This is a genomic window from Acidovorax sp. JMULE5, from assembly GCF_013376875.1.
GTDB lineage: Bacteria > Pseudomonadota > Gammaproteobacteria > Burkholderiales > Burkholderiaceae_C > Acidovorax > Acidovorax facilis.
This window is the reverse complement of sequence record NZ_CP035951.1, coordinates 4,559,453-4,580,719: the sequence shown is the minus strand read 5'-3', so window position 1 is coordinate 4,580,719 and position 21,267 is coordinate 4,559,453. Positions and strand designations below refer to the sequence as shown.

General features: G+C 65.4%; 17 protein-coding genes and 1 tRNA gene. 15 read left to right on the top strand and 3 right to left on the bottom strand.

Features of this window, described 5'->3' with window-relative positions; genetic code table 11:
• The first annotated feature begins 13 nt into the window (after window positions 1-13).
• Complete coding sequence (locus tag EXV95_RS20865; protein WP_176888308.1) at window positions 14-310, top strand: hypothetical protein; 297 nt, start codon at window positions 14-16, stop codon at window positions 308-310.
• 111 nt (window positions 311-421) lie between these two features.
• Here the strand turns inward: EXV95_RS20865 and rtcR are convergent, their stop codons facing one another.
• Window positions 422-2,080: an RNA repair transcriptional activator RtcR gene (gene rtcR / locus EXV95_RS20860; RefSeq protein WP_176888307.1), complete on the bottom strand. Its 1,659-nt coding sequence runs from the start codon at window positions 2,078-2,080 to the stop codon at window positions 422-424.
• A 346-nt stretch (window positions 2,081-2,426) separates the two neighbouring features.
• Here rtcR and EXV95_RS20855 point away from each other — a divergent pair.
• From EXV95_RS20855 to EXV95_RS20800, 12 genes are all read left to right on the top strand, one after another.
• A tRNA-OTHER gene (locus EXV95_RS20855) sits at window positions 2,427-2,490 on the top strand.
• 313 nt (window positions 2,491-2,803) lie between these two features.
• Window positions 2,804-3,943: a slipin family protein gene (locus EXV95_RS20850; RefSeq protein ID WP_176889134.1), complete on the top strand. Its 1,140-nt coding sequence runs from the start codon at window positions 2,804-2,806 to the stop codon at window positions 3,941-3,943.
• Window positions 3,944-3,967: 24 nt separating this feature from the next.
• Window positions 3,968-4,714 (top strand): hypothetical protein, encoded by a 747-nt coding sequence (locus EXV95_RS20845; protein ID WP_255484825.1) that lies wholly within the window; start codon window positions 3,968-3,970, stop codon window positions 4,712-4,714.
• A 22-nt stretch (window positions 4,715-4,736) separates the two neighbouring features.
• The gene (locus EXV95_RS20840; RefSeq protein ID WP_176888306.1) at window positions 4,737-5,963 is read left to right on the top strand and encodes an RtcB family protein; all 1,227 of its coding nucleotides are present in this window, start codon (window positions 4,737-4,739) and stop codon (window positions 5,961-5,963) included.
• 168 nt (window positions 5,964-6,131) lie between these two features.
• Window positions 6,132-6,989: a nucleotidyltransferase domain-containing protein gene (locus tag EXV95_RS20835; RefSeq protein ID WP_176888305.1), complete on the top strand. Its 858-nt coding sequence runs from the start codon at window positions 6,132-6,134 to the stop codon at window positions 6,987-6,989.
• 6 nt (window positions 6,990-6,995) lie between these two features.
• Entirely contained in the window at window positions 6,996-7,544 is a 549-nt protein-coding gene (locus EXV95_RS20830) for a hypothetical protein (protein WP_176888304.1), read from the top strand.
• Between the two features lie 46 nt (window positions 7,545-7,590).
• Entirely contained in the window at window positions 7,591-8,646 is a 1,056-nt protein-coding gene (gene rtcA / locus EXV95_RS20825; protein ID WP_176888303.1) for an RNA 3'-terminal phosphate cyclase, read from the top strand.
• A gap of 400 nt (window positions 8,647-9,046) precedes the next feature.
• Complete coding sequence (gene cysK / locus EXV95_RS20820) at window positions 9,047-9,964, top strand: cysteine synthase A (RefSeq protein ID WP_176888302.1); 918 nt, start codon at window positions 9,047-9,049, stop codon at window positions 9,962-9,964.
• 218 nt (window positions 9,965-10,182) lie between these two features.
• Window positions 10,183-10,956, top strand: a complete 774-nt coding sequence (locus tag EXV95_RS20815) for an endonuclease/exonuclease/phosphatase family protein (protein ID WP_176888301.1) — start codon at window positions 10,183-10,185, stop codon at window positions 10,954-10,956.
• Entirely contained in the window at window positions 10,953-12,191 is a 1,239-nt protein-coding gene (clsB, locus tag EXV95_RS20810) for a cardiolipin synthase ClsB (protein WP_176888300.1), read from the top strand. The genes EXV95_RS20815 and clsB overlap by 4 nt, the downstream gene beginning before the upstream one ends.
• A 21-nt stretch (window positions 12,192-12,212) precedes the next feature.
• Window positions 12,213-13,292, top strand: a complete 1,080-nt coding sequence (locus EXV95_RS20805; RefSeq protein ID WP_176888299.1) for a lysylphosphatidylglycerol synthase domain-containing protein — start codon at window positions 12,213-12,215, stop codon at window positions 13,290-13,292.
• A gap of 177 nt (window positions 13,293-13,469) precedes the next feature.
• Window positions 13,470-15,188, top strand: a complete 1,719-nt coding sequence (locus EXV95_RS20800) for an NAD(P)/FAD-dependent oxidoreductase (RefSeq protein ID WP_176888298.1) — start codon at window positions 13,470-13,472, stop codon at window positions 15,186-15,188.
• Window positions 15,189-15,221: 33 nt separating this feature from the next.
• Here the strand turns inward: EXV95_RS20800 and EXV95_RS20795 are convergent, their stop codons facing one another.
• On the bottom strand, window positions 15,222-16,565 hold the full coding sequence (locus tag EXV95_RS20795) for an amidohydrolase (RefSeq protein ID WP_176888297.1): 1,344 nt from the start codon (window positions 16,563-16,565) through the stop codon (window positions 15,222-15,224).
• Window positions 16,566-16,692: 127 nt separating this feature from the next.
• Between EXV95_RS20795 and EXV95_RS20790 the strand changes: the two genes are divergently transcribed.
• Complete coding sequence (locus EXV95_RS20790) at window positions 16,693-17,760, top strand: GlxA family transcriptional regulator (RefSeq protein ID WP_255484823.1); 1,068 nt, start codon at window positions 16,693-16,695, stop codon at window positions 17,758-17,760.
• A gap of 323 nt (window positions 17,761-18,083) precedes the next feature.
• Complete coding sequence (locus tag EXV95_RS20785; RefSeq protein ID WP_176888295.1) at window positions 18,084-19,604, top strand: DASS family sodium-coupled anion symporter; 1,521 nt, start codon at window positions 18,084-18,086, stop codon at window positions 19,602-19,604.
• A 10-nt stretch (window positions 19,605-19,614) separates the two neighbouring features.
• On the opposite strand, the gene EXV95_RS20780 is transcribed toward EXV95_RS20785, so the two are convergent.
• Entirely contained in the window at window positions 19,615-21,195 is a 1,581-nt protein-coding gene (locus tag EXV95_RS20780) for a methyl-accepting chemotaxis protein (protein ID WP_176888294.1), read from the bottom strand.
• Window positions 21,196-21,267: the final 72 nt, after the last annotated feature.

Here is a 21,267-nt window from a genome sequence, read left to right as displayed (position 1 = left end):
CTGCGCGTCCGCAGTGGCACAGCCATCCAACCTTCATTGGGTACAGAGTTTCGCCGTCAAAGAAGGCACACGTAACCGCTGCGAGGCACCGCGCTTCAGTGAAGCAGAAATAAAAACGTACTTTCTGCACGAAGCCACGCGAGTCCCGGAAGAAGGGTTCGCGCAACGTGACTGGTCTGGCTGCTACGCGGAAGGGTTCGCAGTAAACGCTCGTGGCGAACGCCAGCTTCACTGGCAGCTCGACCTGCTGGGAACAGGAATCATCACCTGGACAGATGGCCAGACTCACCATTTCGCGCGTGAGCAGTGAGACGCTTCCCGCATCACCGCCCTGCTACGCGGCTGGGCGCTGCCCGCCAGCCATCGCAGGGTGAAGGCCGAGGCTTGCGCTGCAAACACCGAGCTGGACCACGCACCGTGTCTAAGGGCGTCGCCCCAACCATGGCGGGAACGGTGCCGTGGCTAAATGCTCCCAGTCCAGCCCGAACCGCGCCAGGTACTTGCGCAGCCGGTCCGCGTCGTTGACCACCGTGCGTTGCGCGCGCGAGGCCTGGAACAGTTGCCGCCCAGCGTCCGACAGGGTGCGGGCGTTGCGGCACACCTGCAGTACCGCCGCCAGCTGCAGTTGGTCGAACAGGTCCATGGCTTCCACCGCTTCCTCACCCAACAGGTCCGCAAGATCGTCGCGGCCCAACGCGCCGGGCGTAGACGCCAAACCGTTGCGCGCATCGCTGGCGGGCTGCCACAGCCAGCGCAGGCGGGCCATTTCGGCCTCAACCAGGGGCAGGCCAATGCGGCCGCTGTCGGCCAGCGTGGCCAGGCGCGTGACACTGGCGGAGAGGTCGCGGAAGTTGCCGGTCCACAGCGCCTCGGGCGACTGGGCGTAGCGCAGGTAGGCCGCGCGCGCCTCGTTGGAAAAGCGCACGCTGCGGCCCAGCTCGGCGCCCGCGCGGGCCAGCTGGTGGTCCACATTGGGTTCGATGTCTTCAGGCCGCTGCGCCAGGCCAGGCAGCACATAGCTCCAGAGGTTGATGCGCGCATACAGGTCTTCGCGAAAGCGCCCGGCCGCCACCTCGGTGCGCAGGTCGCGGTTGGTGCCGGCGATCAGCTCGAAATCGCTGGCCACCTCGCGGTCGCTGCCCATGGGGTAGAAGCGTTTTTCTTCCACGGCCTTGAGCAGCATGGCCTGCTCGTCCAGGCCCAGTTCGCCGATCTCGTCGAGGAACAGCACGCCCTTGTGCGCCGTGCGCAGCAAGCCCGCGCGGTCGGCTGCCGCGCCCGTGAAAGCGCCCTTTTTGTGGCCGAACAGCGTAGAGGCAGCACCCTCGCCATGCAGCGTGGCGCAGTTCACCTCCACAAATTCGCCCTTGACCTGGTGGCGCGCCTTCTTCAGCTCGTACATGCGCCGCGCCAGGTGCGACTTGCCCGCGCCCGTGGGCCCGGTGAACAGGATGGGCGCGCGCGAGCGCACTGCGACTCGCTCCACCTCGTCGATCAGCGCGTTGAAGCGCGCGTTGCGCGTGGCAATACCGCTTTTGAGGAACTGCACCGCGTCCTGCTGCTCGGCGCCAAAGCGCTGCGCGATCACGTCGTAGCGCGAGAGGTCCAGGTCGATCAGCGTGTAACTGCCCGGGTCGCCCATCTGCTGGCGCTTGGGCGGCGAGGTCTGCGCCAGCACGCCCGGAATGCGGCGCGACTCCACCAGCAGGAACAGGCAGATCTGCGCCACGTGGGTGCCGGTGGTGATGTGGGTCCAGTATTCCTCGCGCTCGGTGTCAAAGCGGTAGCCCCGCGCCCAATCAAAGAGCTTGGCATACACCTCGCCAAAGTCCCAGGGGTCGGCAATGGGCAGGGGCACGAGGTTCACCGTGGTCTCGGGGGACGCGATCACCATGTCCGCGCGCACCTGTTGGGCCAAGTCCTGGTGGGGCGGCGTGTAGAGAAGCTCCAGCCGCTCGATAACCACGTCCTCATGCTGCACCAGCGATACGGTGGGGCGCCACTTCTCCCACCGCCCCGCACCCCGGCCAGAGTCGAGCTGCGTGCCAAGGAAACCGATCACGACTTTGTTTTTGCGCATGCTGCTTATCTATTTATCTATCTTTAATTCTAGTTTTTTCAAATTCATCTAAGAAGCAAAAAATCTTACGGATGAATTTCCCCATACAAATCAACAGGTTGAAGAAATTCAACCGACAAAACTCAGGCTGGCACACATCTGGCAATAGATAAGGCATCCAGCGCAAGCGGTGACCGCTCACAGGCCGGGGTTAGGACCAACGTTCGCCCCGCCGGTGCAGGGAATCCGGGCTCTCAAGGCCCTGTCGATTCCCCGCATGCCGCACACCGTGAGCGCTGGGTAACGGCACGGCAGTGGTAGCCATCCCGAAAGGGGTGCCGGGTTCGACTCCCGGCTTGCCTCCATTGGTAGCTCATTGGTAGAGCACCCTCGCAAGAGGGCTGTAGCAGGTTCGACTCCTGCCCATTCATCCGACCGAAGGGTTGGAACTGAGAAACGGTCGAAAGACCACCCGCCGAACGCGGGGAGTTGTCCCAGGGTTGCGCCTCTTTTGGACGCAACCGCAAGGCAAGACCCCGTCAGCCGGTGGCGGTTTGTGCCAGCACCCGGCACAGCCCGCGCCCGCAGCCAGCCACGCTGCCGCCCTGCTTGCAGGGCAGCAACCACGGCGCACTGCAGGGCCCTGGCTGTGCCCCCTGGCACCCCGCCATTGCTGTAACGGCACCCTGATTGCAACGACAACGAAGAAGTAACGACAACGACAGAACAAGGAGAAGAAAAATGATGAAGCTGATCGAACGAATGACCGTGAAGAAAAACGAACGCGCCCTGCTGCTGCGCAACGGCAGCTTTGACCGCGTGCTCCAAAGCGGCACCTACTGGCTGTTTGCAGGCATGGACCAGTTGCGCGTAGAGACCTTCGCCCTCGAACAACCCGCTTTCACCCACGGCCTGGCCGACTACCTGATGGCGCAGGAGCCTGCCGTGGTGGCAGCAGAGTTTGTGCAAGTGAACCTGTCGGAGCAGCAAGTGGGCCTGCGCAGCGAAAACGGCGTGCTGGTCGAGGTGCTGCCCCCTGGCACCCGCCGCCTTTATTGGAAAGGCCTGGTGGAAGTGAACGTGCAGGTGATCGACCTGGAAGCGAGCCCCGAGCTGCCCGCCGCCCTGGTGGCGCGCCTGACACACACACAACTGCGCCAGCGCAGCGTGACCGGATTGGCCGGTGTGTTGCAGGTGCAGGTGCCCGAGGGCCAGTGCGCGCTGCTCACCATCGACGGCAAAGTGGATCGGCTGCTACCTGCAGGCGCCTATGCGTTCTGGAAGTACGGCCGCACCATCGCCGTGGAGCTGGTGGACCTGCGCCTGCAAGCCGTGGAGGTATCGGGCCAGGACATCATGACCGGCGACAAGGTGAGCCTGCGGCTGAACCTGTCTGCCACCTTCCGCTACACCGATGTGCTGCGCGCCTTTGCCCAGTTGCAAAAGCCCGCCGACCACCTGTACCGCGAGCTGCAGTTTGCGCTGCGCGCCGCCGTGGGCACCCGCACGCTCGATGAGCTGCTGGAGAACAAGACGGTAATCGACGACGTGGTGACCGCGCACATGGCTACCAAGCTATCGCCCTACGGCATGCAGCTGGAAAGCGTGGGCGTGAAGGACATCGTGCTGCCCGGCGAGATGAAAACCATCCTGACCCAGGTGGTGCAGGCGGAGAAACAGGCCCAGGCCAACGTGATCCGCCGCCGCGAAGAGACCGCCGCTACGCGCTCGCTGCTCAACACGGCGAAGGTGATGGAGGACAACCCCGTCGCCCTGCGCATGAAGGAGCTGGAGACGCTGGAACGGGTGGCCGAGCGCATCGACAAGATATCGGTGTTTGGTGGACTGGACCAGGTGCTGAACGGCCTGGTGAAGATGCGCTGAGCATCCACAGATAAAGAGACGACCATGATGAAAGTGAAGAAACTGACAGCGCGTGAGAGGCGCCTGGGCCGGGAACCCCCCACAGTGAGTTGTGAGTCCGTGGGGCTCAACCCGGCGGTCTACCACGCAGCCTTGCGCTACCTTTTCGACCGCCCCGTGCCGGAAAAAGGCGAGCAAGAGTGGTACTGGGAGATCGACGAGCCCGAGTTCGAAGCCGCGCCGCTGCAATGGACGCACATCCAGACCGTGCTGTTCGCCAACGCAGGAAACGACCTGGCGCCGTACAGCGACGATCAGGTCGGAATGGGCCTGAACCATGTGATGAGCAACAACGCGGGCGACATCCCGCACATGGTGAACGACCCGACCGTGCCGCTGGCCGAGGCAATGCGCATGGTGCGGGCCTTACCCACCCTGTGGCGCGACTGCCTTGGCCCGCGCCTGAGCGCTGCCGAGCCGAGCACGATCGGGAGCAGAAGCGACCGTCTCTACTTCGTGAGCTACATGTGGTTTGACGTGTGGCCCACGTTCTGGAACGCCAAGCACGTTCCCGAATGGTGCGACGCGATGTGGCAGGTGTTTTCCGAGATGCTGGCTACGCCCTGGCGCGAAGCGCAGATATCGGCGTTGCACGGGATCGGCCATGAGGGCAACCGCCTGAACCGGCACCAGGAATTGCAGGCACACATGGATGCTTTCATCCGCCAGGTGAAGAACGACGACGAACTGAAAAACTATGCCCAAGCCGCAGCGCGTGGAATGGTTCAATGAACAACAAAGACGAAAGAACAATATGAGCAACAACAACTACGAACAATACGAAGTGCCGAACGGCGTGCCCGTGAAGATGTGGACCAACGGCGTGCCCGTAGAGGAAGAAGCCCGCAACCAGCTGCGCAACATTGCGCGCCTGCCCATCGTGTTCAAGCATGTGGCGGTGATGCCCGATGTGCACCTGGGGATCGGCGCCACCATCGGCTCGGTGGTGCCCACCCTCAAGGCCATCATCCCCGCTGCGGTGGGGGTGGACCTGGGTTGCGGAATGATGGCGTGCAAGACCACGCTGACGGCCAGCGACCTGCCCGACAACCTGTCCGGCGTGCGCGCCGCCATCGAACGCGCGGTGCCGGTGGGGATGACGCCCAAACGCATGGGCCGCGATAAAGGCAGCTGGGACACCCCGCCTCCCGAGACCGACCGCGCCTGGGCCGGGCTGGTGGATGAGTTCGAGGAAATTTGCGAGGCGCACCCGCGCATCAAGAACACCAACAACTACAAGCACCTGGGAACGCTAGGGACGGGCAACCACTTCATCGAAATCTGCCTGGACGAACACCAGTCCGTGTGGGTGATGCTGCACTCCGGCTCGCGCGGTGTGGGGAACGCCATCGGCACCCACTTCATCGAGCTGGCCAAGAAGGACGCCGAGATGAACCAGCGCAACCTGCCCGATAAAGACCTGGCGTACTTCGAGGAAGGCGCGCAGTACTTTGGTGACTACGTGAAGGCCGTGGGGTGGGCGCAAAAATTCGCCGCGGCCAACCGCGAGGTGATGATGGGCCGCGTGATTGCCGCGCTGCGCACGGTGATCACCAAGCCGTTCGAGACCCACGTGGAAGCGGTGAACTGCCACCACAACTACGTGCAGCGCGAAACGCACTTCGGGCAAGAGGTCTTCGTGACCCGCAAGGGCGCGGTGAGTGCCGAGCAAGGCAAGCTGGGAATCATCCCGGGGAGCATGGGAGCCAAGAGCTTCATCGTGCGCGGAAAAGGAAACCCCGAGAGCTTCAACAGCTGCAGCCACGGCGCGGGCCGAACGATGAGCCGCACCAAGGCCAAGAAGATGTTCACCGTGGCCGACCAGATTGCCGCCACCGAGGGCGTGGAATGTCGCAAGGATGCCGACGTGATCGACGAGATTCCGATGGCATACAAGAACATCGACGCGGTGATGGCGGCGCAGCAGGACCTGGTGGAGGTGGTTTACACGCTCAAGCAAGTCGTCTGTGTAAAAGGGTAACCCCCTGAGCCGCTGCACGGCTTCCCTCCAGGGGGACGACGCCCTCGCTGCGGGGCGGCCCTTGCTTGGCGTCTCTCGCCTGGGCCGCGCCAGTTGCGAATGGCTTCGGAATTACTACATTTTTAATAGCTGCTAGCGCTTACCCAATAAGCGCTACAGCCCATTTTTATGCATAAATCAGAACAACAACAAGAACTCCTGCGCTCCGCCCACCCGGTGGAGCCCCACATGCGCGCGCAAGTGCTGGAGGCCTTGCAGCGCATCGAAGCCACGCACAACGTAACGGTGCTCTTCGCCTGCGAGTCCGGCAGCCGGGGCTGGGGCTTTGCCTCGCCCGACAGCGACTACGACGTGCGCTTCATCTACGTGAACCGGCTGCCGTGGTACCTCACGGTGGCGCCCGGGCGCGACGTGATCGAGCTGCCGATCAGCGGCGACCTGGATGTGAACGGCTGGGACCTGCGCAAGGCACTGGGCCTGATGCGCGAATCGAACCCCACGCTGCTCGAATGGCTGGGCTCACCCATCGTGTACCGCGAAGAGGCGGACACCATGGCGCAGTTCCGCGCGCTGGCGGCGCAAGTGTTCTCCAACGCCAAGGGCTGGCACCACTACGCCTCCATGGCCAAGAAGAACTTTCGCGAGCATTTGCAGGCCGATGAGGTGCGCTACAAGAAGTACCTCTACGTGCTGCGCCCGCTGCTGGCTGCGCGCTGGATACGCACGCAGCCCGGCGTGCCACCCATGCGCTTTGCCGAGCTGGCCCAGCACACGCTGCACCCGTCGCATGACGCGGCACTGATCGCGGAAATCAACGCACTGCTGGAGGTGAAGATGCGCGCAGGCGAAGCCGCCACCAGCCCACGTTGGCCCGGTATCCATGCGTTTATCGAGGCCGAACTGGCACGCAACGCGGCCGAGCCTGTGCAAGCCTTGCCGGTGCCGGGCAATGCCGCGCTCGATGCGCTGCTGCATGACACGGTGTTGCGTTATGACGCGGCACACGCGGCACACGACTCAGTGTGAAAACAAATGATCGACGCCCGCGTCATCTATGAAACTGAGGCGGAAATGAACCGACTACACGCAGCTTGCCGCGCTGCAGCCATGCGACAACGCTCCAACACGGAATCGCGCAAGGAGTACCGGCAGGCTGCCGAGGAGTTTCGGACTTACCAAAGCCCGCTGTGGGAACTTTGGAGTGCACAGGCACAACGCGACATCGTGACTGGAAGCGGGGTGTGGCGTGACGCAGCGATCCTGTACTTGCAGATCAGTCCGAGATTCTTTCGCTCCGGCTATTTGCGCGATGTGGTTTGTACCAAGCTCAAACAGGCGGAATTGCAACACCGGGAGCGCACGGACACACAAGAGGCTCTGCTGCGATCCATCGTCCGCCGTCCTTCCACGGGCAGTTTCCGATACGACTGTCGGCTGGCCATCAGGGTGGCAGACAAACCATTTTTGCAAGAGCTGCGAGCCCTATGCAGCAACCGAAACCCATGGATTAGCGGACGAGCGCTGCGCATGGAAAAAGCAATCCAGCGTCACGCATCGTGCGCTTCCGAAACAGGTATTTGAGGTCATGTTGAGCGAGAAATACGTTATTCATCCACCGGGCCAGGCAATGCAGACCCCCCTCACCCTCGACGGCTCCACCGGCGAGGGCGGCGGCCAGATCCTGCGCACCGGCCTGGCCCTTGCCATGGTCACCGGCCGCCTGCTGCACATCACACGCATTCGCGCAGGGCGGCCCAAGCCGGGGCTGATGCGCCAGCACCTGGCCTGCGTGCAGGCGGCGGTGGCTGTATGCGGCGGCGATGCAGAAGGCGCGGAACTGGGGTCGCAAACGCTGCTGTTCACGCCCGGCGCCGTGCGCGCAGGCGACTACCGCTTTCAGATCGCCACGGCGGGCAGTTGCCTGCTGGTGCTGCAGACCGTGCTGCCCGCACTGATGCTGACGGAGGGCGAAAGCCGCGTGCAGCTCTCGGGCGGCACGCACAACCCGATGGCGCCGCCATTTGATTTTCTGGAGCGGGCGTTTGCCCCACTGGTGCGGCGCCTGGGTGTGGGGCTGGACCTGCAACTGCAGCGGCGCGGCTTCTACCCCGCTGGGGGTGGCGAGGTGCTGGCACACATCACGCCCCCAGCCCTGGCGCTGGCGCCTGTGGACGTGTTGGAGCGCGGCCCGCTGCAAGACGCCTGGGGCGAGGCACTGGTGCCGGGCCTGGCGCGCAACATTGCCACGCGGGAGCTGGACGCGCTGGGCCAGCGCATGGGCTGGACCTTTGAATCCGGCCGACTGCGCCAGCCCCCTACGCGTCAGAACGAAGGCCCGGGCAACGCGTTGATCGCCACGCTGGAGTACGAGCACATCACCGAGGTGTTCTGCCAGCTGGGCGAGCGCAGCCTGTCGGCCGAGCAGGTTGCCAAGCGGCTTGTGGATGAGGTGCGCGACTACCAGCGCAGCGCGGGTGCCTTAGGCCCGCACCTGGCCGATCAGTGGATGCTGCCGCTGGCCCTGGCGGTGTGGCGCAGTGGGCGGGCAGCGCGCTACACCTGCACCGAGGTGACGCAGCACACGGCCACCAACGCACAGACGATTGCGCTGGGGTTGCCCGTGCAGGTGCAGATCACGCCGGTTAAGCAGGCCATGCTGGTGGAGATCAGACCTCTGCTCTAAGTCCGGCTGATGTGGCGTGGGCCGATACGTTGGGATGGCCTGCATAACTCCCTGCGGTCTGTGACCGCACGGCCTCGGGCGGTCTACTGCGTTGCTTTTTTTGCCGATAGCCGGGCTATTGGCTGCGAAAAGACGCCTTGTAGCCCATCCCGATCCTCACTCTCACCGCCTCGCGAGGGTTATGCAGGCCATCCCTTGGCTATATCCATATCACCAAGGCTGTAGAACAACTGGTTCAGAATGCGCGGGGTAACGCAGTGCCAGCCCGTGAAACCCATTCACCCGGAGCCTGTCGTAGGGCCCGGCCTCACGCCCCGGCTTCGACAGGCTCAGTCCGAACGGCTTTTTATTAACAACGGGCGCTGCACAAACCCCTTCTTCGCCACTCACAGGAGACGCCATGAAAGTTGACAACATTCTGCAAACCATCGGCAACACGCCCCACGTGCGTATCAACCGCCTGTTTGGCCCGGCGGCCAACGTGTGGGTGAAGTCTGAGCGCAGCAACCCGGGCGGCTCCATCAAGGACCGCATCGCGCTGTCGATGGTGGAAGACGCCGAAAAGTCCGGCGCACTCAAGCCAGGCGGCACCATCATTGAGCCCACCAGCGGCAACACGGGCATTGGTCTTGCGCTGGTGGCGGCCGTCAAGGGCTACAAGCTAATTCTGGTGATGCCCGACAGCATGAGCATCGAGCGCCGCCGCCTGATGCTGGCGTATGGCGCGCAGTTTGACCTGACCCCGCGCGAAAAGGGCATGAAGGGCGCGATTGCCCGCGCACAAGAACTGCAGGCGCAGACGCCCGGCGCGTGGGTTCCCCAGCAGTTCGAGAACCCCGCCAACATCGATGTGCATGTGCGCACCACGGCGCAGGAGATCCTGGCGGACTTCCCTGATGGCATCGACGTGCTGATCACCGGCGTGGGCACGGGCGGCCACATCACCGGCGTGGCACGGGTGCTCAAGGCCAAGTTCCCCAACCTCAAGGTGTTTGCGGTGGAGCCCACGGCATCGCCCGTGATCTCGGGGGGCGCACCGTCGCCCCACCCCATCCAGGGCATTGGCGCGGGGTTCATCCCCAAGAACCTGGACACCAGCCTGCTCGACGGTGTGATCCAGGTCGATGCCGAACCGGCCCGTGAATACGCACGCCGCTCTGCGCGCGAAGAGGGCATCCTGGTGGGTATTTCGTCGGGCGCCACGCTCGCCGCCATTGCACAAAAGCTGCCCGAGCTGCCTGCGGGCGCCAAGGTGCTGGGCTTCAACTACGACACGGGCGAGCGCTACCTGTCGGTCGAAGGGTTCCTGCCGGCGTAAGCGCCGCTGCCGCCAGGGCAGCACTTTGCAGAACGAAATGGGGCTATCAGGCCCCATTTTTTTCGTCCCCAGCAGCACAAAACCACGGCCAGCCGTCCTACAGCGGCAAGGCAGTGCAGCCCAAACAATCGAGTCATCCCTCGGCCTGCCCCTGGTGGCCATTGCGCACACCGCGGCGGCTTCGCGGGGGACCCACTCCAAAGATTGTTTGACTGCCCATGGCCACCACCGCCGCTACCGATCCCCAGCCCATCGCGTTCAAGGTGCTCACCGTGAACGTGCACAAGGGCTTTACCACCTTCAACCGGCGTTTCATGCTGCATGAGCTGCGGGATGCCGTGCGGGATGTGGCAGCGGATTTGGTGTTTTTGCAGGAGGTGCTGGGCACGCACCACCGCCATGCCAGCCGGTTCGCCAACTTTCCGCAGGTGCCGCACTACGAGTTTCTGGCGGACACCATCTGGTCGCAATACGCCTACGGGCGCAACGCGGTGTATGACAACGGCGACCACGGCAATGCGCTGTTGTCCAAGTTTCCGATCACGCACTACGAGAACCACGATATCTCCATCAGCGGGCCCGAGCGGCGCGGCATGCTGCATTGCGTGTTGCAGCCGCCGGGCCACCACCTGCCGGTGCATGCGATCTGTGTGCACCTGGGCCTGCAGGAATCCCATCGACAGCGGCAGCTGCTGCGTGTGTGCGATCTGCTGCGCAGCTTCCCAGCCAACGAGCCCGTGGTGCTGGCGGGGGATTTCAACGACTGGCGCAACCGCGCGCACGACATCCTGCACCGCGAAGCGGGCCTGCAAGAGGTGTTTGTGCAGGCCTTTGGCCGTGCGGTGCGCACGTTTCCAGCCTCCATGCCGCTGCTGGCGCTGGACCGCATCTACGTGCGCAACGCCGCTGTGCATGCGCCGCTGTCACTGCCCAAAAAACCCTGGGACAAGCTCTCGGACCATGCGCCTTTGGCGGCGGAGATCCTGCTATGAAGCGCCCTGCTTTCAGCCTGCCACGCTCATCCCGCTGGGTTCCGGGCAATCACTTCGAGTTGCTGGAAAACGGCGAGGAATTCTTCCCGCGTGTGTTCAACGCCATTACCCAGGCTCGGCGCGAGGTAATGCTGGAGACCTTCATCCTGTTCGAGGACAAGATCGGGCAGGAACTGCATGCAGCCCTGCTGGCCGCAGCGCAGCGCGGGGTAGAGGTGCACGTGCTGGTGGACGGGTTTGGCTCGCCCGATCTGTCGGACCAGTTTGTGGGCAGCCTGGTGGATGCGGGTGTGCGCTTTCGCATTTTTGACCCGGGCCGCCGTTTCCTCGGGCAGCGGCTGAACGTGCTGCGCCGCATGCACCGCAAGATCGTGGTGGTGGACGGCCAGCTGGGCTTTATCGGTGGCATCAATTATTCTGCCGACCACATGGCCGATTTTGGCCCCGAGGCCAAGCAGGACTACGCCGTGCAGGTGCGCGGCCCGGTCGTGGCGCAGATGCACCGCTTCACGCGCGAGGCGGTGCTGGACCGCAGCGCGCACCAACGCCCCCACGCCACAGACATTACCGGCCGCCCCCACGCAGGCACGGCCCACGCCATGTTTGTGACGCGCGACAACCAGCAGCACACCAGCGACATAGAGCGCCAGTACCGCGTGGCCCTGCGCGCCGCGCGCACCCGGGTGGTCATTGCCAATGCCTACTTCTTCCCGGGCTACCGCTTCATCCGCGAGATGCGGCGGGCCGCCAAGCGGGGCGTGGACGTGCGACTGATCCTGCAAGGCCAGCCCGACATGCCCATCGTGAAGACAGCAGCCAGCCTGCTGTACGACCACCTGCAACGCGCGGGCGTACGGGTGTACGAATACTGCGACCGCCCGCTGCATGGCAAGGTGGCGCTGGTGGATGAGGACTGGTCCACCGTGGGCTCCAGCAACCTCGACCCGTTGAGCCTGTCGCTAAACCTGGAGGCCAACGTGATCATCCAGGACCGCGCCTTCAACGCCCACCTGCACCGCCGCCTGTCGCACCTGATGGACACCAGTTGCAAGCAGATCGAAGCGGCAGCGCCCAGCCATTGGAATGGACTGCGTCTGCTGCGCAGCTATGCGGTGTACCACCTGATGCGCTGGTTCCCGGCTTGGGCGGGCTGGCTGCCCCACCACGAGCCCACGATCACGCTGGCCAGCCCGGGCACGTCGTCGGCCGAGCCCGCCAGCAGCGCGGCCACCTGACGGCGCCCCGGAGCCCCCGCCATGGCCACCTCCACACTGCCCGCGGACACCCAGACGGGCACCGCCGACGCCATGGCATCACCTGCCACCAGCAGCAGCACCAGTAGCAGCAGCCCACGCGGCTGGCGCCACTGGCCGGAGCAGGCCTGGTGGCCATGGGTCACCCGGGGGTTCGCTGCCGCTTTTTTTGCGGTGGTGGCCGGGCTGATCTTTCGGCAGGCGCGCACCGTGGACTGGCCCGCCGTGCTGCAGGCGCTGCGCGACCTGCCCACCACCGCATTGGCCGTGGGCGGTGCGCTGGCGCTGCTGAGCCACTTCACCTACGGCAGCTTTGACTGGGTGGGCCGCCATTGCAGCGGCCACCGCTTGACGCGCACCACCACGCTGGCCATCGCCATGACGAGCTACCCGTTCACGCTCAACCTGGGCTCGCTGATTGGCGGCGTGGGCGTGCGCTACCGGCTGTATGACCGGCGTGGCGTGGACCCCGGCACGATCGGTCAGGTGGTGGGCACCAGCATCGTGACGAACTGGGTGGGCTACCTGTTGCTGGCGGGCGTGCTGGCGTGGACGTGGCAGCCGCCTGCGGTGGCCGGGTGGGAGGTTGAAGCTTGGCAATGGCGCCTGGGCGGCACCGTGTTGGGATTGCTGCCACTGGCCTATGTGGCGCTGTGTGCCCTGCGCAGTGGCCGCGCCCTCACGCTGAGAGGCCGCGCGTTCCCGCTGCCCGGCTGGCCCGTGGCGCTGTGGCAGGTGGCCGTGTCGGCCGCCAACTGGATGCTGATGGGCGCCGCGCTGTGGACGGTGCTGCAACACCAGGTGAGCTACCCCGCCGCGCTGGCCACCGTGTTGCTGGGGGCGGTGGCCGGGCTGGTGCTGCGCGTGCCTGCGGGCCTGGGTGTGCTGGAGGCCGTGGGCGTGGCGCTGCTGGCCACCCAGGCGCTGGGGCAGGAAGAAGTGCTGGCGGCCCTGCTGGCCTACCGGGCGCTGTATTACTTTGGGCCACTGGTGCTGGCGGCCATAGCCTTTGGTGTGGCAGAGCTGCGCTGGCGCCAACAGTCGGGCAGCGATGATGAAGTTCCAAAAGCTCGAAAAATATGATTCAAAAGTGCCTCTATCGCTTATCCATCAATCGCGAACAGCTATTGATTTGATAGTTTTTTAGGCACACGGCTCCACGCCCCCTGCACGCCAGGGCTTCCGTGGGTGGCGAGCACCCCGTATCATCGCGGCCCCACGCCATTGCAACCCGCCCGATCGACACGGGCCCGCAAGAACATGATCCGACTCTCCGAAATCCGGCTGCCCTTCACCGTGGCCGAAGCCCCCGAGGCGCCCCTGCGCGCCGTAGCCACCCAAATCCTGGGCCTGGCGGACACCGACATCGCCCACCTGCACGTCTTCAAGCGCAGCTTTGATGCGCGCAAGGCCGACCTGCTGGCGGTCTACATCGTGGACATCACCCTCGCGCAGCCCGCGCGCGAAGCCGCGCTGCTCACCAAGTTTGCGGGCAACCCGCACATCCAGCCCACGCCCGACATGGCCTGGCACGCTGTGGGCCAGGCGCCTGCCAACCTGCCGCTGCGCCCCGTGGTGGTGGGCTTTGGCCCCTGTGGCATCTTTGCCGCACTGGTGCTGGCGCAAATGGGCTTCAAGCCCATCGTGCTGGAGCGCGGCAAGACGGTGCGCGAGCGCACCAAAGACACCTGGGGCCTGTGGCGCAAGCGCGAGCTGCATGCCGAAAGCAACGTGCAATTTGGCGAAGGCGGCGCCGGCACTTTCAGCGACGGCAAGCTCTACAGCCAGATCAAGGACCCGCGCCACCTGGGCCGCAAAGTGATGAACGAGTTCGTCAAAGCCGGTGCGCCCGAAGAAATCCTGTATGTCGCCCACCCGCACATCGGCACCTTCAAGCTGGTGAAGGTGGTGGAGAACCTGCGCGAGCAGATCATTGCGCTGGGCGGCGAGATCCGCTTTGAGCAGCGCGTGACGGATGTGATCGTGGAAGGCACAGGAGCAAGCCGCCACCTGCGCGGCCTCAAGGTGCTGAACCAAGCCACCGGCGAAACCACAGACCTGCGTGCCGACCACGTGGTGATGGCGCTGGGCCACAGCTCGCGCGACACATTTGCCATGCTGTACCAGCGCGGCGTGGCCATGGAGGCCAAGCCGTTCTCCATCGGTTTCCGCATCGAACACCCGCAGGGCGTGATCGACCGCGCCCGCTGGGGCCGCCACGCGGGCCACCCGCTGCTGGGGGCGGCGGACTACAAGCTGGTGCACCACGCACAAAACGGGCGTGCGGTGTACAGCTTTTGCATGTGCCCCGGCGGCACCGTGGTGGCCGCCACCAGCGAGCCGAATCGGGTGGTGACCAACGGCATGAGCCAGTACTCGCGCAACGAGCGCAACGCCAATGCGGGCATGGTGGTGGGCATCGATCCGCGTGACTACCCGCAGGATGCGCAGGCGTTTGAAACCCACCTGGGCCAAACCTATGGCGTGGAAGCCTTGCCCGCCGGGCAGTTCCACCCCCTGTCGGGCAGCGTGCTGCAGCGCCAACTTGAATCGAACGCCTTCGTGCTGGGGGGCTGCGACTACAGCGCGCCGGGCCAGCTGGTGGGCGAGTTCATCGCAGGCAAGCCGTCCACCCAACTGGGCAGCGTAGAGCCCTCGTACAAGCCCGGCGTGGCGCTGGGCGACCTGCACGCCGCCCTGCCCGGCTACGCCATCGAGGCCCTGCGCGAGGCGCTGCCGGTGTTCGGCCGCAAGATCAAGGGCTTTGACATGCACGACGCGGTGCTGACAGGGGTGGAGACACGCACCTCGTCGCCGCTCAAGATCGGGCGCGGTGAGAACTTGCAAAGCCTGAACACGCCGGGCCTGTACCCGGCGGGCGAAGGCGCGAGTTATGCGGGCGGCATTCTGTCGGCGGGCGTGGATGGCATCAAGGTGGGCGAGGCCGTCGCCCGGAGCCTGTTGGGCGCAGCGGGCTGACCTGCCCTTGGCGGTGCAGGCCAGTGGCATCGCTTACTTGCGCTGCAAAAAGTCCACCGCCAGCGCCGCCAGCGTGCGGGCACCCACCGGCAACTGGTCTTCGTCGATGTCAAACAGTGGCGAATGGTTGGACGGCGCCTTGTTGAAATCCGCACCCTTGGGCGGCGCGCCCAGGAAGTAGAAGAAGCCCGGCGCCACCTTCTGGAACTCGGAGAAGTCTTCCGAGCCACTCACCTTCGGGATGATCATCGCCTTGCCACCCACAGCAAGCTTGAGCGCGGGCAGCGAGGCCGCCGTCAGCTCGGCGGGGTTGGTGGTGACCGGGTAGGCCACGGGGCCAAACACCACCTTGGCCTTGGCGCCGCTCGACATCGCGATCGACTCTGCGGTGGTGGTGATGCGCTTCAAGGCGTCCTGGCGCATCTCTTCGTCAAAGGTGCGCAGGGTGCCCATCATCTCGACGTTGTCGGGGATGATGTTGTAGCGCGTGCCGCCCTGGATGGAGCCAATGGTGATGACCGCAGGCTCCTTGCTGATGTTGAGCTGGCGGCTGACCACCGTCTGCAGGCCCAGTACCACCTGACTTGCGGCCACCACGGGGTCTACCGCGTTCCACGGCGACGAGCCGTGGCCGCCACGGCCTTCGACCAGGATCTTGAGGCTGTCGGACCCCGCCATCAGCGGGCCGCTGCGGTAGCCCACCACGCCCGAAGGCAGGTTGGCGGTGATGTGCAGCCCATAGATGGCCTGCACGTCTTTCAACGCACCCTCTTCCACCATGGCCTTGGCGCCAAAGCTGGGCACCTTGCCGTTGGCATCGGGCTCCACCGGCGCGCCCTCTTCGGCGGGCTGGAAGATGAACTTGATGGTGCCGGGCAGTTGCGCCTTCATGCCCGCCAGCGCCTCGGCGGCGCCCATGAGCATGGCGGTGTGCGCATCGTGTCCACAGGCGTGCATCACGGGCACTTCCTTGCCCAGGTAGTTGGCCTTGACCTTGCTGGCGAACGGCAGGCCCGTGTTTTCGGGCACGGGCAGTGCGTCCATGTCGGCGCGCAATGCCACCACCTTGCCCGGCAGGCCGCCGCGCAGCGTGCCCACCACGCCGGTGCCGCCCACGTTGGTCTGAACCTCCATGCCCAGCTTCTTGAGGTGTTCCGCCACCAGCTTGGCGGTGCGCACCTCCTGGCCGGAGAGTTCCGGGTGGGCATGGATGTCGCGGCGCCAGTTGACCATCTTGGGGGCCACCTTGTTCACGGCCGCATCGATGGCCTGCAGGCCGGCGGCGTCCAGCGCCTGGGCCTGGGCGGACGATGCGAAAGTCAGCCCGCAAAGGAGCAGGCCGGTGGCCCAGGAATTGGCAGAGAGGGGTTTGTGCATGGGGCAGATCCGTACGGTGAATGACGACAAAAAAAGGGGAAGAGGCCAACAAAACGCGCATTCATGCTAAGAGCTCCCCCCAATTTGCAGACAAGCGAAAATGGCCAACCACAGAGCCAATATCGCCATGCCCTCTTCCTCTGGCCCCTCCGCGACGGCCCCGGTTTTCCGCATCGACATCCCGCTGCTGCCCGAATCGGCAGTGGGCAATGCGCTGCAGTTCATCGACCTCTTGCGCAGCGCCAACCTGCTGGCCGGGCTGCGGCTGGGTTCCGGCGGTCCCCGCCTGGCATGGCGGCTGATGGATGCGAAAGGAGTGCCCCTGGCCACGCTGCCCGGGCCGCTGGCGGCCTATACGCACTCTCCTGCAGAGCCCCACAACGGACCGCCTTGCGCAGTGTTCATCCCTTCATTCCATGCGGCGGATATTCCGGCCATCCGCAGCGTGGTGGCGCGCAACCAGCCACTCGTGCGCCAGATCGGCATCGCGCTGGACGCGGGGCAGAAGGTATTCACCCTGGGCAACGGTGCCTGGCTGGCCGCCGGGAGCGGCCGCCTGAGCGGCCGTCAGGTCAGCCTGCCCTGGTTCTATGTGGCAGGATTCGAGCGGGACCATCCAGACATCGGCTTCGCACTGGGCCAGGACATCGCCGAAGACGGCCTGTGGATCAGCGGTGCACTGCCGCTCAGCGTGGGCGACCTGGCAGTGGCCCTCGTGCGCCACACCCTGGGCAGCGAACTGGCCCAAGCCTGTGCCAGTGTGCTGGCCCCCGACCATGAGCGTACCCGCGCGGCATTGCAGGCCAACGCGCAGCAACACATCCCCGCCACGCGCGACAGCACCCTGGCCCGCGCCATTGCCTGGATGGAAGCCCATCTGGACGAGCCCTATTCGCTGGCACGGCTGGCAGAGGCCGCGGCAGTGAGCCCACGCACCTTACTGCGGCACTTTCAGCAGGAGCTGTCGCAGTCGCCGCTGGACCATCTGCACGGCCTGCGCTGCGCACGCGCCAAGGTCCTGCTGGAGGTGACGCTGGAAAGCGTTCCCAGCATTGCGGTGGCCTGCGGCTACAGCGACCCCGCAGCGTTCCGCCGCATCTTTGTACGCTACACGGGCATGGCACCCGGTGAGTACCGCAAGCGCCACGCCCTGCGCGCGCCGCGCAGGCGCTGGCGGGTGGATGTGGGGGCCTAGTGTCCCGAGTTAGAAATTCGTTTCATAAAGACGTCGAGAATCGCCGCCATGCTGCGTTGCAAATCCTCGCGATAGCTACGACTATCGCTGTGGTTTGCGCCTTGCCTGATGACAATTTCGACATCTTTATTTCACCAACGAACTTCCAACTCGGGACACTAGGAGTGTGGGCGGCTGCGCACACGGCCACACCGCCGTGCACCCTTGACTTGCATCAACACCCACAGCGGACAGCGCGCAACACTGGGGGGCCCTGAGCCTGTCGTGCATCCGCACGCGCGGTGCAAGGGTTCGCGCCCTGCGCGCCCCACCGGAGCCACCCCATGTCCACTGCCGCACCGACCACATCCCCAGCCCCCGCCCCCGCATCGGCGAGTTTCGCCAAACGGCTCGGCCTGCTCGGCGCCCTGGTGGCGCTGCTGGCCGTGCTGGCCTTGCCCACCCCGGCAGGGTTGCCGGTGGCGGGACAGACCATGCTGGCCATCCTAGCGTTCGCCGTGATTGTCTGGATGACCGAGGCGCTCGAATACTCGGTGAGCGCGGTGGTGATCGCCGCGCTGATGGTGTTCTTGCTGGCCTACGCACCCAGCGTGGCCAAACCCGATGGCGCGGACATGGGCACGGGCGCGGCGCTGAACCTGGCACTCTCGGGCTTTGCCAACAGTGCCGTGGCGCTGGTCGCCGCAGCGTGTTTCATCGCGTCGGCCATGACCGCCACGGGGCTGGACCGTCGCATCGCGCTCACGGTGCTGTCGAAGGTCGGCGCCCAGACCCACCACATCGTGATCGGGGCCATGGTGGTAGGCTTTCTGCTGTCGTTCATCGTGCCCAGCACCACGGCGCGCGTGGCCTGCCTGATGCCGATCATGATGGGCTTTGTGCTGGCCTTCAAGGTGGACCGCAAGAGCCGCTTTGCCGCGCTGCTGGTCATCACCACGGCGCAGACCGCCAGCATCTGGAATGTGGGCGTCAAGACCGCTGCGGCACAGAACATGGTGGCCATCGGGTTCATCGAAAAACAGCTGGGCGCTCAGATCACGTGGGGCGAGTGGTTTGTGGCAGCCGCTCCGTTTGCGGCGCTGATGACAGTGGCGCTGTTCTTCATCATGACGCGCATGATGAAACCCGAGATGAAGGAAATTGCGGGCGGGCAGGAGACGATCCGGCAGCAGCTGGCCGAGCTGGGCCCGGTGACGCTGAACCAGTGGAAGCTGCTGGCCGTGGTGCTGGTGCTGCTGGGGTTCTGGTCCACCGAGAAGGTACTGCACGACTTTGACACCACCTCCACCACCATTGCGGCCGTGGCGCTGATGCTGTTTCCACGCGTGGGTGTGATGGACTGGAAGCAGTCGCAAAAGGGTTTTCCGTGGGGCACTGTGGTGCTGTTTGCCGTGGGCATCAGCGTGGGCTCTGCGCTGCTGCAGACCAAGGCAGCGGGCTGGCTGGCCCAGCTCATCGTGGGCCACCTGGGCCTGCAGATGGCGTCGGCCTTTGCCATCTTGATGCTGCTGTCGGCGTTCCTGATCGTCATTCACCTGGGCTTTGCCAGCGCCACGGCGCTGGCGTCCACGATGATTCCCATCGTCATCAGCGTGCTATCCACCGTGCAGACGCCCGGCATCAACGTGGTGGGCATGACGATGATCCTGCAGTTCGTGGTGAGCTTTGGCTTCATCCTTCCGGTGAACGCGCCGCAGAACATGATCGCCTACGGCACCGACACCTTTGACGCGCACGACTTCGTGCGCACCGGCATCGTGATCACGCTGACCGGAGTAGCCCTGCTGGTGGTTTTTGCGCTGACCTACTGGCCATGGCTGGGGCTGATGGTGGTCCGCGCCTGACCTGTGGGGTCTACCGCAGCGCCTTCTGGCCCCCAGCCGCTGCGGGCAGGCGGAACGCCTCCACCAGCTCGGCCAGTTGCTGCGCCTGCACCCGCAGACCCTGTGCGGCGGCGGACGATTCTTCCACCAGCGCGGCGTTCTGCTGCGTCATCTGGTCGAGCTGCGAGACCGACTCGCCCACCTGGCTCAGGCCCGTGGTCTGCTCGCGCGCCGCCGTGCTGATCTCACCAATGATGGTGGCCACCTGCTGCACCGAGTTCACGATCTCGCCCATGGTGCCGCCCGCTGCATGGACCAGCTTGGTGCCTTCGTCCACCTGCCGCACGCTGTCGCTGATGAGGCCCCCGATCTCCTTGGCCGCCGTGGCCGAACGCTGGGCCAGGCTGCGCACCTCGCTGGCCACCACCGCAAAGCCCCGCCCCTGCTCACCGGCACGGGCCGCTTCCACGGCCGCGTTCAGCGCCAGGATATTGGTCTGGAACGCAATGCCATCGATCACGCTGGTGATGTCGGCAATGCGGCGCGACGACAGCGCGATGCCGTCCATGGTGCCCACCACGCGGTCCACGGCCTCGCGCCCGCGCTGGGCAACGCTGCTGGCACCAGTGGCCAGGGTGCTGGCCTGCGCTGCGGCGTCGGCGCTGTGGCGCACGGTGGCCAGCAGTTCTTCCATGCTGGCGGCGATTTCTTCCAGATTGGAGGCCGTGTGCTCGGTGCGGGCCGACAGGTCGCTGTTACCCGCCGCGATCTCGCTGCTGGCACCGGCCACCGAGGTGCTGGCCTGGCGCATGCCCACCACCAGTTCCGCCAGCCGCGCCTGCATACCCCCCAGGCGCGCCAGCAGGGCCTGCAGTTCATCGCGGCTGCCCGCCTGCGGCGCGGGCACGGGGGAGGTGAGGTCGCCCTCGGCAATGCGGTCAGTCACCTCGGACGCATGGGCCAGCGGCTGCAGGATGGAGCGCGACAGCAGCCAGGCGCAGGCCAGGCTCAGCAGAAGCCCCACCAGCGAGCCTGCGGCCAGCAGCGTGATGCCCTGGCTCTCGCTGCGGGCGGCAGCCTCGCGGGCCTCGGCCACACGCTGGCGCTGGTAATCGGCCAGCTTGTTCACCGAGGCGGCATAGGCATCGGCCGCAGGGCGCAGCTGGTTGGCAATGGCGTCGGGCGGCAGGGCCTCGCCCGCCTTGCGGCGCTTGACGAGGTCGTCCCGCACCGTGCGAAAACCGTTGCCTGCCTTGTCGATGGCATCGAACAAGGCCTGGGACTCCGGGTCCGCGGCCAGCTCGTCCAGGCGCTTGCGCACTTCGGACGAACGGGCCGACGTGGTTTTGCGGTCCGCGTCGATGCGCGCCGCGTAGGCGGGGTTGTCGATCTCCAGCAGCGTTTCGGCACGTGCGGAGCTCAGCACCACGATGGCGTGCAGCTCACGCGCCAGCAGCGCGCGCTCGGACGATGCGCCGCCCAGGTCGTCGGCAATGTCCTGCAGCCCCGCCAGCCGCCAGATACCGACGGCGGCCGAGAGCGACATGACCAGACAGACAACGCCAAAGGCCAGGGCCAGGCGGACCGCAACACGTGCGTGGGAGATGGACATAAGGTGTTCTCGTGGGAATAAGGATCGGCAACCCGCTGCTGCCCGCACGGCATGCGGACTTGGGTTGCCACT